Source organism: Microbacterium sp. NPDC064942, assembly GCF_049545525.1.
GTDB classification, from domain to species: Bacteria; Actinomycetota; Actinomycetes; order Actinomycetales; family Microbacteriaceae; genus Microbacterium; species Microbacterium gawkjiense.
This window is the reverse complement of record NZ_JBMWDR010000001.1, coordinates 400219-412292: the sequence shown is the minus strand read 5'-3', so window position 1 is coordinate 412292 and position 12074 is coordinate 400219. Positions and strand designations below refer to the sequence as shown.

The following is a 12074-nucleotide window of genomic DNA, read 5'->3' as shown; positions in this document are numbered from 1 at the left end:
GAGCGTCACTCCGCGAGCGCCTCGGCGAACGGCCGCGGCTCGCGACCCTTCGGCTGGGTGGGGCGCTCCCCCGGGTCCGGCAGCGGCGGTGTCGGCACGGTGACATCTGCGCCGGAGGTCAGCTCGACGGGCTCGTCGAAGTGCCGGATGGTCAGCGGCGTTCCGGCACTGACGCGGTAGGTCGTGGCATCCGGCCCGATTTCGAGATGCAGCGTGCGCCCCTGCCAGCGGATGCCGAACGCGAGACCGGTCAGCTGCTCCGGCAGCCGAGGGGCGAATCGCAATCCGTCGGCCGTGTCGCGCATGCCGCCGAAGCCGGCGACGAGCGCCGTCCAGATGCCGCCGAGCGACGCGATGTGCAGGCCGTCCTCGGCGTTGCCGTGCAGGTCGTCGAGGTCGATGGTCGCGGCTTCGGCGAGGTAGTCGGCCGCGAGCCCGAGGTGCCCGACCTCGGCGGCGACGACCGCCTGGATCGCCGCCGACAGCGAGGAGTCGCGCACGGTCAGCGCCTCGTAGTAGCGGAACGCCCGCGCCTTCTCGTCCGCCGTGAACGCGTCGGTGCAGAAGAACAGTGCGAGCACGAGGTCAGCCTGCTTCAGCACCTGCTTGCGGTAGAGCTGCACGTACGGGTAGCGCTCCTGCAGCAGCTCGTCGCCGGGGGTGTCGGTCTCGAAGTCCCACCGCTCCAGCTCGGTGAACCGCGCCGCCTGCGGGTGCACGCCGCGTTCCTCGTCGTACGGCACGTGCATCGCGCCCGCCGTGCGCACCCACCCGCCGATCTCGCCGTCGTCGACCCCAAAAGCACGGGCGAGATCCGAATGCCGACGCGCGGCATCCGCGGCGGCTTCGAGGTTCGCCCGGGCCATGAGGTTCGTGAAGACGTTGTCGTCGTAGAGGGCGGTGTACTCGTCGGGGCCGGTGACGCCGTCGATGTGGAAGCGACCGTCGGCGTCGGTGCGGCCGAGGGACTGCCAGAGGCGGGCGGTCTCGATCAGGATCTCGAGCCCGGCGTCGCGTTCGAAGTCGACGTCGCCGGTCGCGCGGATGTAGTGGACGACGGCGGCGGCGATGTCGGCGTTGATGTGGAACGCTGCGGTGCTGGCGGGCCAGTATCCCGACGACTCGCGTCCGTCGATGGTGCGCCACGCGAACGCCGCACCCTGCAGGTGCAGCTGGCGCGCGCGGTCGCGGGCGTGGTCGAGGGTGGCGTGGCGCCAGCGGAGGGCTTCTCGCGCGGCATCCGGTGCGGTCGTCGTGAGGACGGGCAGAACGTAGGCCTCGACGTCCCAGAACGTGTGGCCCGCATAGCCGGCGCCCGTCAGCCCCTTGCCGGGGACGGAGCGCTGCTCGGCGCGCGCGGCCGCCTGGAACACCGAGAACAGCGCGAACCGCACCGCCTGCTGCAGTCGGGGCTGCCCGTCGACGCGGACGTCGGCGCAGGCCCAGAAGTCGTCGAGGCCTTCGCGCTGCGCGGTGGCGAGGCCGCTCCAGCCGTCGCGCATCGCGTCGGCGACGGCGGCTTCGGCGCGGTCGCGCAGCGCGGGTGCCGAGAGCCCGGTCGCCCATGCGTGCCCGACGATCTTGACGACCTCGAGCCGTTCGCCGGCTGCGAGGCGGGCGCGGATGGTGGTGCGGGCGAGATCGTCGGATGCCGCGGTGCGGACCTCGGCGGTCGCGCCCGACACGAGGTGGTCCATGCTGACGGCAACGCCGATCCCACTGTTGCGGGTCTCGTGGACGAGGGTCGCGGCGCTGCCGAAGACGAAGCTGCCCGCGCTGCGCAGCGGGGTCTCGAGGATGTCCTGCACGCGCGGGTCGGGGTGCGGCTCGGGCAGCGGTTCATTCGCGACGAGTTCGGACTGGACGGTGATCGCGACCGGGCCGTCGATGGCTTCAACCTCGTACCGGACGGCCGCGACGGAGCGGTGGGCGAGCGAGACGAGGCGGCTCGAGCGGACGCGGACAGTGCTGCCGGCGGGCGAGGTCCAGGTGAGCGTGCGTTCCAGGGTGCCGGCTCGGAAGTCGAGGTGCTGCTCGTGGTCGTGGAGGGTGCCTTCGCGGATGTCGAGGGGTTCGTCGTCGACGGTGAGGCGGATGACCTGGCCGTTCGGCACGTTGATGACGCTCTGGCCCGATTCGGGGTAGCCGTAGCCGTCCTCGGCATAGGGCATCGGATGCTCCTCGAAGACGCCGTTGAGGTAGCTGCCGGGAACGCCGTGGGGCTCCCCTTCGTCGAGCAGCCCACGCCAGCCGATGTGCCCGTTGGAGAGAGCGAAGACGGATTCGCGATGCGACAGGCGGTCGACGTCGACGCCGCTGAGGCCGATGCTCCACGGCGCGACGTCGAAGGGCAGGGGGCGGGTCATGGAGTCACGGTAAAGCACGGTGTCTTTTCGGCTGAAAGGGTTGCGGCCGACATCCCTCGCCGTCGACCGTTCGCCGCCTCGCCCGCGCTTGTGCACCGGGTAGCGTCGTCGCGTGGCCAGCGATGACACCGATCCGTCGGAGACGCCGCTCGCAGAGTGATTGGACCGGCGAGCGTGCGGACCGAGCGCACGTCACCCAACAACCCGCCGCAACACCACCCGCTGCCCGAGCGTCCAGGTCACCGTCGTCAGCAGGTACACCCCCGCCGCGAGCGGCACGAACACGGCGACGACCGCCGTCGCGAACTGCAGTGCTCCCAGCACACCGACCGGCATCCCGTCCACCGGCTCGACCCGGAACGCCCGGCGCGTGATCTCCCCCACCGCCGCGATCGCGAGGACGAGGCATCCGATCACCAGCCAGGTCGCGAGGTCGGCGGTTCCGGTCGTGATGGCGTGCAGCAGGCTCGTGCCGAGCGGAACGCCGAGCAGCGTCTGCGACAGCAGCTCGTTGGTGTGCCCGGCGATGCTCGCGTGGATGAACACGGAGTACAGCAGACCGACGATCGGCGCCTGGATGAGGATCGGCAGGCAGCTCGCGAACGGCGACACGTTCTCGGAGCGGTAGAGCTGCATCGTCTCGCGTTGCAGGCGTTCCCGGTCGCCGCGGTACCGGGTCTGGATCTCGCGCAGCCGCGGTGCGAGCCGCATCCGCGCCTGATCGGCTTTGGCTTGCGCGATGCCGGCGGGGATCAGCGCCGCCCGCACCACGAGGGTGACGAGCACGATGGCGAGCGCGCCGGCGAACGCTCCCGTCCAGGGGGTGAGCAGCGAGGTCAGGGCGAGCAGGCCGCGCGAGGTGAGGTCGAGCAGGGTGGAGATGACAGGCAGGGTGGTGATGTCCACGGGGTTCCGTTCGTCGGAGCGATCAGGGTCGGCTGATCGGCCGCGAACGGATGCCGGGGCGCGAGGTGCCCGGACGGTTCGACGCTACGCGGCCGCAGTCACCTGACCGGGCCCGCGACGGCGGACGTGTCCCGGCGCATCGGGATCGCTCTGCGCGAGCGGTGCCGTGAGTTCGATGCGACGGGTGGGATGCGGCGCCGCTCCGCGCGTTCCCGCGTGCACGGCGGTCGCGAGGAGCGCGAGCGTGAGGACGGCGAGCGCGAGCAGCGCGACCGTGAGCGCGGAGCCGCTCAGCGACGGATCGACGGCGACGAGGAGCCCGAGGACCTCGAGGACGACGCGCAAGAGATCGTGGATCATGCCCGCCTCCCGTCGCGTCGTGTGGACCTTAGGCTAACGGAGCCTCACCCGAGCTGCACCATCTCGGCGCTGCGCTCCCACAGTTCCTGCGCGAGGCGCGGGTCGGTCGCGAGTCGGTGGGTCTTCGTGACGCGGTCGTTCTCGTAGTAGGCGCCGGGCAGCCAGTCCTCGCGCGGGGTGCCGTCGGCGAGGAACACGAGGCGCTTGCCGCCCTCGTCGGTCGTCGTCAGCAGGCGGCGCGCGAGGGGGCTGTGGTACATCCACCGCAGCGCGCCGCCCGTGTTGCCCGCGAAGTTCGTCGCGACGACCCCGGGGTGGAACGCGACCGCCGAGACGCCGTCGCTCCCCCACCGGCGCTGCAGCTCGCGGGTGAAGAGGATGTTCGCGAGCTTCGCGTTGCCGTACGCCCGCCACCCCGAGTAGCGGCGCGCGGCGTTGAGGTCGGTGACGTCGAAGCGTGAGAACAGCCGCGCCGCCGCGCTCGCGGTCTGAATGATGGATGCCTCACTCTCGACCAGCCGCTCCCGCAGCAGGTTCGTGAGCAGGAACGGCCCGAGGTGATTCACCTGGAACGTCTGCTCGAACCCGTCGCCGGTCAACTGCCGCTTGCCGAACACCCCGCCCGCGTTGTTCGCGAGCACATCGATGCGCGAGTACGCCTCGAGCAGCTCCCTCGCCAGCCGGCGCACCTGCGCCAGGTCGGAGAAGTCGGCGAGGTGGTACGGCGTGCCGAGCTCAGCCGCGACGGCCCGCGTCTTCTTCGGCGAACGGCCTACGAGGACGACACGGTGACCCCGAGCGACGAGCTGACGGGATGCCGCGGCTCCGATCCCGTCGCTGGCTCCGGTGATGACGATGGTGCGCATGGGGTGAGTGTCACACGTGGGCGATGCTGTCGCGTTGCCTTGACGACATGCGAGAAATGTGACTGAGGGTCGGATGGTCGGCGCAACGCGTGCGAGCGCAGGGCTCACCTATCGTCAGGATTCTGGCTGGACCACCCGTGGGCGCAGAACCTGACGCCGTTGTCACCGTTAGCGGTGCTGTTGACGGACGCCGACCTAATCCGAGCGGCCGAGAGGTTCCGCATCCGCGTCATCTGATCGCGGGCTCCCGGCCAGCGCCCCGATAGCATGGCGCCAGGTTAGGACTCATTTTGAAATCCTGGCCAGCGCTTTTTACGCGTTGCGGGCAGGTGTCGCTAAGTGGCTCTCGATGAAGCGCGGATCGCGCCCCACCGAATGGTGCCTGCGTGCATTGCACTTCCATCGCTCTCGAATCGTCGCGGCGTCGGTGCGCTGACGATTCCAGAGCGCGACGTGTAAGGGTGCCATTGGTCCAGGCGCTCTCGATCGGCGTTGCCGCGTAAGAAATGAGGGCGACGACCCTGGCGGGTCGCTTCCTCACGGCCGCCGGCTCAAAGCCGACGTGCCGGCGGCTCGCCAGGTGATCCCGTCGGTCGTCGCACCGGAACCGCGGGACCTAGAAGGTGATCTCGGTCGTGATGTCGATGTTGCTGATCGTATTTACGACTTTCGTGAACGACGCAGACCCATCCCCCGACTTGGGCACGCTGACTACGAGGTTCAATGCGCTCCGCAAGTTGGCGGACGACTCGCGGGTACCGCTGAGTGTCATCTTGTAGCTGGCGATTGGGTTCGTGCCCGTCCGGAGTTCGATCAAATACCGCAACTGCTGGTCGCTCATGAGGTTGCGAACGCGAAGGGACTCGAGGGCCGAATCGATGTCGGGCGCCGCGCCGTCGAAAGTCATCTCACCGTGCAGCTTCTTCGCGATCTTCTGCGTGACCTCTCGGCTGACCTGAAGATCAGCCTTCGCTGCGGGAGTCTTCGCCTTCGCTGCTACGTTCCACGATGACTCGGCGTTGTCGACCTGTGCGTCGACAAAGCTGACCTTCGTCGCACCGAGGTGTTTCGCCACGTTCGCCAGGGCGTGGTACTTCGCCAACGCGAATGCTTCTAGCGCGAGGTCAGCCGGCTCATACGTGGCCGGCGTGTACGGATTCTTCACAAGAAGCGAGCCAGGAGCCAATTGACCGGCGTCAAGGAGGAGCCGACGGATGGAAGTGACTTCTGCCACATTCACCTCGGCCTTCGCCGAGTACGGGATCACCATTGCATCGAGGTTGTCGAGAAGATCGACGGATTCGGGACTCTCCGAGATCTCACGGTAGAGCTGATTATCCACGACGAGAACCGACCGCGGCAAAGGTGTCGCTACAGGGTCGTCAGTCATCGCGTCGTCCAATTGTCGAGGGCTCGGAGGGGTGTGCTGCGGTAACGAATCGTCATCGGCGGGACCCGCCTTTCAGAGGTGGCTCCCGAGGCGTCTGATCAGCCTCTTGGCGTCCTTATCAGTCAGCAGGCTGCCAACGACGAGGTCGGCATGATTCAGCTTGACCATCCCCAGCTTGATCGGAGACGCGGAACGCACCGCATCAATCAGCTTCCCTGAGTCAGCCTCGAATTGGGGAGAGACGTCGGCGTGAGTGCCGATCAGGATTATCCGCGGTCGCAAAGACTTGTCGGCGTCCATCCACCCCTTGAATCGGGCGAGATGACCTTTCACCCGATCCAGCGTGTCGGGATCTCCGGCCGCTACGAGGTCAGCGCGAAATAGGTACCAAACGTAGTGCGCTTCGGTAAAAGCGTCCTTCCAGGACTTGTATGAGAGATCAAGGTCATTTGCGGCGATGTCACGCGGCACGTCGAACTCGACCGACCTGCCGCGCACATCCATCTCGAATCTCCCCGCCCAAGAGTGATCCAACATGGTCAGCGCTCTGTCAGGAACAGTGGCGTCCCGCAGCGTTCGCAACAATGTCGTCTTGCCAACCTTTGCCCCCCCGAGGATGGCAACGCGACGATTTTCAAGCTTCTTCGCAATCCGAGACAGCACCAGAGCGATCCCACCACCGATCACGGCAACCACCGCGACACCGACCGGCACTAGAAGCAGAGGAAGCGGCACGAGCGCTCACCTTTCTCGTTGACTCGTGGCGGATCATCGTTGATCTCGTCGAGGCGGACACTTTCGAGCGTAGTCGGATCTTCATAAGCCCCGGATGAGGCGAGCCCTGCTAAGGGTGCGCCTTCATTCCTCGAGGGAGTGGCTTGTGATGCACGACCGTCAGCAGTCGGTTGGCTCGCGTCAGAGCTGTGTAGAGCGTTCCCTGTCGACCGACGTTCTCTGGGAAGTCAGCAGGCTCCACGACCACCACTCCATCGAACTCGAGTCCGCGTGCGCGTTCCGGCGGGAGCAGCTTCAGAGTCTTCGCTTCCCCGCGCCAGGTGAAGGGGTCGCCCACGTCCGCCTTCCATCCCCGGCGAGTCAGCGCGCCGCGAACGGACGTCGGCGACATGGTGACGATCGCGACAGTACCGGCTCCGACTCGCGTCTGCAGGGTTTCCGCGGCCTTCATCGTCGTCTCAACAAGGTCATTCGGGGACATCGCTCGCTGCACCGTCGGAATCTCGCCATCCTGCTGCAGAGAGTAGAGGGTGCGCTCCCGACCTGGGAGGAGTTGGTTGGCGAAGCGAATGATCTGGGATGTGGATCGGTAGCCTCGCTGGAGGATCTGCACTGGTGCCTTTCCCCGGTCGTCTTCGATCCCGAAGATTGTCGCGACGTCGTCCCAAGACGCGAACGTGTGGTCGGTGCGCCGCTGGTTCATGTCTCCCAGGATTGTCCATCCGCCCGTGTTTCCAAGCCAGCCGAGAGTTTCCCACTCGATGGGGTGGATGTCCTGAGCTTCGTCGACGATCACGTGTCCCGGATCAGGTGTTCGGGAGGTTCGAGCGCCGATATAGGCCATGAGGCCCCGGTATGAGCTGATCCGCCGCCTCTTCAATTCGCCATAGTTACTCGGAAGCTCCCTCAGATAGGCAACCCACTCCGGCTCGAGCCCCTCGGCAGGGGGATCCTGAAGAAGCCACAGAAGCTCGGCATAGACGTCACTTGACGTCGGTTTCTCGCCCGCATCGTTGAGCTCTGCGCGAGCGCGCGCGTACGCAATATCGATGAGTCTCGCTAACTCGGGGCTGACGTCCTCCCAGACGAATGTGTTGGTCGGAGCCGCCGAGCGTGGCAGTTCCGCGAGGTCCTCGAGCAGATCCGGGAGTGCCTTCACCTCATACCGCTGGTCGTCGCCGATCAGCTTCCGGAGCGCACTCCGGACATGCTCGACGTATTCCACGGTCGGCCCAAGAAGCAAGACGTGTCCCTTAGGTGTGGAGGCCTTCGGCACGTCATCGCTCAAGAGGTAGGCGGCGCGATGGGCGGCGATAATCGTCTTGCCTGTTCCAGGGTGGCCCTGAAGCACCTGGCTCTCGGCGGCAGGCCGCGTGATCGCTTGATACTGATCGGATTGCAGAGTTGCCAGCACAGCGGACATGGCAGCGCTCTTAGGTGCCGAGAGCTGGCGGCGCAGGAGATCCGGAGTTCGAATGGCTGGCCCTGGCGCAACCGAAGCGGTCGGTTTGGGAGGTTCAGGCGCCGACTCGACGCCCTTTGGCCACGCACCGTGAGATGGTGGCGTTGAGGTTGAGCCGGACTCGCCGGTCACCGGCGACAGCGAGTCCTCCAGGGCCACGGATGCCGTCACCGGACGAGGAACGGGTGCTCGAGGCACCTGCAGCTTCCGCTTCGGGAAGAGGTCCGTCACGACGGCATCGCCAACGGCTTCGTCTTCAAAGTCGACGATGCGGCCTCCGCGATGAGCGAGCACACGAACGCCAGCCACTTCGTCGCAGAGTTCGTGATGACCATCGGGCTTCCGGTAGAACGTGCAGGCGATGGCGGCGGTCCAGTTCCATACCTGGAAGTCCTCGCCGTCATACGACGCCGTGCCGATGTAGAAGTCTCGGGCGCCATCGAGCAACTCACTCGGCGCGACAAGGGCGACGCGACCGACCAGCTCGCCTCGGGTGGCAAGGTCGACCTTCGTTGTTGACGTGAGGGTGTTCTGTGTCTGTTGATTGATTAGCGTCCGGAGTCGCTTCGCCTTGCTGGCAAGCGCGTCGTTGTACTGACTCTCGATTGCAGCCTCGTCTGCAGCCACTCCGGCGTGACGCGGATCCGTCATGCGACCACCTCCAATGCGCACACCGCCAAGTAGCGCAACGACACCGCGTTCGGCTTCTTCGCTTCCAGTTCGGCCATGAGTGTTTCGAAGCGTTCCTGCTGTCGACGTCGTTGGCCTTCGACCATCCGCAGGACCTTGTGCCCTCGGTCGCGCTCGAGCATCGTTTGCATGCGACGCTCGATGCCCTTCATACGTCGGGAGTGCTGATCACTTAGGACTGCACGTCGCGCCTCGGTGAGTGCGCCCTCCTCGATGTCTCGGCGATCCTGAACCTCGCGGTGTCGCCGCTCGAGTTCGCGCTTTGCTCGACTTGCGAGGCGAGGAAGCGCGGTGGCTTCCACAGCAGTGCCCTCGCGCAAGGTTCCCTTGGCCAGCGCAGCCAGGACCGCATCTGCTGGGCCATCGCCCTTCGACAGTCCGTTGTCGTCGACGGAGGCGCCCCATATCTCGTCACCACCCCGGCTCGCGTGTTCGGCATGCGCGAGTACGACCAGATACCGGCCCGCGGCGACCTCTTCTGTAGCGCGAATGCGGACCGAGGCGAACCGCGCGTGCCTATGCCCCGGAACCTCAGTAGCCGCCATGACGAGCGGATGGGTGGCCGAGAGCAGGTCGATCTCGCTTGTGCGGGCGAGCTCCTGATCGAGCGACAAATGGATCGAGACATGGTTCTGAAGGTCGGAGATCAACGTGCCGGTCTCGGCGCGTGTTCGTCGCCCGCGCTGCGTCAGGTCTATGACCCTGGCGGCCATCGCGGGGTTTCCCTGCACTTCGATGGTTCGGCCATCGGCGCTCCAGCTGACGGCGTCGCCTCCATCCGTCTGCGCCCAGTCGTCCAACAGGTGGGCAAGCTCGACCTGCCCGAGATATCGACCCGTGGCGATGAGCTCGTCCTCGAGCCCAGCGACCTCCACATCATTGGAAATGATCAGCCCGGCGGCGGAGTCAGCGACTTGACGGAGGCCCTGCCGTTGCGCCTCGATCGCCGTGAGGAACTGCCTCGCCTTCTCTTCCTGCTGGGCGGGCGTGAGCCGGAAGTCCATCGCCGAACGCAGTACATCCATATGCTGGCCGATGATGGGTTCGAGCTCTCCGATGGACTGCTCGAAGATTGCGATCCGTTGCAGCACTCGGAACATGATGCGCGAGTCGATCGCCTCGTCGTTGTAGAAGTTCCGGATGAGGATTTTCTCGGACTCCTGACCGATCCGGTCAATGCGCCCGATGCGCTGCTCGATCTCCATGGGGTTCCACGGCAGGTCGTAGTTGATGACGGCCGAACAGAACTCGAAGTCAAGGCCCTCGGAAGCGACGCGGTTCGCGAAGAGGAAGTCAAAGTGGCCGGCGCGGAAGTCCTTCATGATCTTCCGGCGCTGTTCGTGTTTGACGTCACCGTTCAGCACAGCGATGCGGAAGTCCGCCTTGTACGCCGCATGCAGATACTTCAGGGTGGCTTTCGACCACGTGAAGAGCAGCGCTTGGCGCCCGAGGCCGTGAAGCTCGCGCAGCACCTCACCCAGCGTTTCCAGCTTGGTGTCCGGCGTGGCGAGCACCGTGCGGGCTGCCGCGACCAGCTCCCGATGTGGTTCTACCCAGTTCGCGCCGCGTCCGTCCGATGCGTCCCCGGCCCACACCTCCGGATTCGACTTGAGGACCTCTTGAGCGGCGAGGTGGATGCTGGTGCTCGCTAGTCGGATCGGCATCTGCATCGAGAAGTAGAGCGGCGTGTTGGCGAGGTCAGCTCGTCGCGCGCACCACTTGAGGTATTCGGCGTAGAAGTCCGACTCGGCGGGATTCCAGACGATCTCGATGCCCGGCTCTGCGTCACGCATCGCCTTCTTCTCATCGACCTCCGCTCGGCGCGTGCGGGTCACGGTCGTGGAGAGAGCATTGAGCTCTCCGATGTGGCGACGAGCCTCCGCGACATCCTTGGGCGCAAGCGGTGCGCGGCGCAGGATGTCTCTGAGCTCACCAAACTCCGGTCGAAGCGTGATCGCCTTCTCGAAGACGAGGCCGCTCAGCCCGCTAAGCACCCGGTCAAAGTCGTCACTGCGCACATCCTGGCGCGTGAGCATACGACCAACCTCGTTGAGGACCGCATTGGGTTCGAGTCTTGCCTCGAGATCGTCGATCGTGTCGAAGTCGGCCGGCTCGAGCAAGCCAAGGAGATGAAGTAGGTCGGTCTCACGCAGATTGATCGGTGTTGCAGTGAGGAACACCATGTTTGACCCAATCGTCCACTCGGAAAGTTGGGTGCCGAGTTGGTAGCTCTTCGTCTCGCTGTTGCGCATCGAGTGCGCCTCGTCCACGATGACGAGGTCGAACTCCGGCGGATTATCCTGCAGCTCCTCGAGCGCGTCCCATGTGCGCAAGGTCTCCAGCGAGACCACATAAGCCTTCCGTCGGGGCACCCGCCCCTCGCGGTGCTGCTCCAAAAATCGCCTGAGTTCATCCCGGTCAAGCTGGGTGACATCGAACCCGAATCGTTCGAGCATCTCGTCGCGCCACTTATCGACGAGCACCGACGGACAGACGATCAATACCCGATCGGCTTCGTGGCGGGCTTCGAGCTCCGTCCAGATGAGCCCGGCTTCGATCGTCTTGCCGAGGCCGACCTCGTCGGCGATGAGTATCCGCGCCTGGCCCGTCTGCAGAAGCTTGAGAACCGGCTTGAACTGGTAGGGGCGAAACACGGTTCGCGTCGCCCGGAACGAGTAGATCGTGTCCGCGAAACGACCCCTGAGCTTCGTCCGGGTGAGCGTTGCTCCAAACCGCGCGGCAGATGAACGCTCGCCAAGGACCCACTCGTCGGGTTGGTCGGATGCCTCGATCGGCGCGAGCTTCTGCTCAAGCTCGGAGCGCAGACCACCGTCTCCACGTACGCGGTAGGACCACGTCCCGTGATCGAACGTACGTGCCCTGACCTCAACATCGGCGCCGCCCGGCACTGTCAGTGCGCGGTCGCCGACGTCGAACTTCGGTGCAGGCACCGCTAGTCCCGTATCCCACAGATGTTCGGCCCACTTCAGCGCCTCCGCAAGAGGATGCTCGACCGCGTCATCCCAGACGTCGAGTGCGAGCTCATCAGAAGTGCCCGTCGGGCCCGCTCCGACTTGCATGATCAATGGATCGACGACCCCGTCAAACCAGTACAGTCCGGCCGGTAGCTGCGCGTCAGGCAGCGGAGCGGTCCGAACGGAGTCGACCGCATCGTAGAGTCCGTCAATCGACTCGTCCATCACTATCGCGCGCGCAAACCTCGCGCGACCGAGCACGGCATCCAGGTCGTCAGGAATAGGGTGGTAACCGAAGCGGATCAAGTCACGGCTCCTCTCCTG

8 protein-coding genes are annotated in these 12074 nt (G+C 65.8%); all 8 read right to left on the bottom strand.

Translation table 11 applies throughout. The annotated features are described in order from the left end of the window. Positions 1-5: 5 nt before the first annotated feature. Positions 6-2366 (bottom strand): glycoside hydrolase family 65 protein, encoded by a 2361-nt coding sequence (locus ACPEH2_RS01945; protein ID WP_423718112.1) that lies wholly within the window; start codon positions 2364-2366, stop codon positions 6-8. A gap of 192 nt (positions 2367-2558) precedes the next feature. Beyond that, positions 2559-3272: a YidC/Oxa1 family membrane protein insertase gene (locus ACPEH2_RS01940; RefSeq protein WP_423718111.1), complete on the bottom strand. Its 714-nt coding sequence runs from the start codon at positions 3270-3272 to the stop codon at positions 2559-2561. Between the two features lie 84 nt (positions 3273-3356). Beyond that, positions 3357-3632: a DUF6412 domain-containing protein gene (locus tag ACPEH2_RS01935; RefSeq protein ID WP_423718110.1), complete on the bottom strand. Its 276-nt coding sequence runs from the start codon at positions 3630-3632 to the stop codon at positions 3357-3359. A gap of 44 nt (positions 3633-3676) precedes the next feature. After that, positions 3677-4498 carry an SDR family NAD(P)-dependent oxidoreductase gene (locus tag ACPEH2_RS01930; RefSeq protein WP_423718108.1) on the bottom strand — a complete coding sequence of 274 codons (822 nt, stop codon included), beginning with the start codon at positions 4496-4498 and terminating at the stop codon, positions 3677-3679. 616 nt (positions 4499-5114) lie between these two features. Continuing rightward, positions 5115-5888, bottom strand: a complete 774-nt coding sequence (locus tag ACPEH2_RS01925) for a hypothetical protein (protein WP_423718106.1) — start codon at positions 5886-5888, stop codon at positions 5115-5117. A gap of 72 nt (positions 5889-5960) precedes the next feature. After that, a complete protein-coding gene (locus tag ACPEH2_RS01920) occupies positions 5961-6623 on the bottom strand; it encodes a GTPase domain-containing protein (protein ID WP_423718105.1) in 663 nt (220 codons plus the stop codon). 109 nt (positions 6624-6732) lie between these two features. Further along, positions 6733-8736, bottom strand: coding sequence for a hypothetical protein (locus ACPEH2_RS01915; protein ID WP_423718103.1), 2004 nt, complete (start codon positions 8734-8736; stop codon positions 6733-6735). Continuing rightward, positions 8733-12056: a helicase-related protein gene (locus ACPEH2_RS01910; RefSeq protein WP_423718102.1), complete on the bottom strand. Its 3324-nt coding sequence runs from the start codon at positions 12054-12056 to the stop codon at positions 8733-8735. The genes ACPEH2_RS01915 and ACPEH2_RS01910 overlap by 4 nt, the downstream gene beginning before the upstream one ends. Between the last annotated feature and the right edge of the window lie 18 nt (positions 12057-12074).

Bases quoted from the DNA above. Each gene is read 5' to 3' on its own strand.
- ACPEH2_RS01945 (WP_423718112.1), bottom strand. From the start codon at position 2,366: ATGACCCGCCCCCTGCCCTTCGACGTCGCGCCGTGGAGCATCGGCCTC.
- ACPEH2_RS01935 (WP_423718110.1), bottom strand. From the start codon at position 3,632: ATGATCCACGATCTCTTGCGCGTCGTCCTCGAGGTCCTCGGGCTCCTC.
- ACPEH2_RS01930 (WP_423718108.1), bottom strand. From the start codon at position 4,498: ATGCGCACCATCGTCATCACCGGAGCCAGCGACGGGATCGGAGCCGCG.
- ACPEH2_RS01925 (WP_423718106.1), bottom strand. From the start codon at position 5,888: ATGACTGACGACCCTGTAGCGACACCTTTGCCGCGGTCGGTTCTCGTC.
- ACPEH2_RS01915 (WP_423718103.1), bottom strand. From the start codon at position 8,736: ATGACGGATCCGCGTCACGCCGGAGTGGCTGCAGACGAGGCTGCAATC.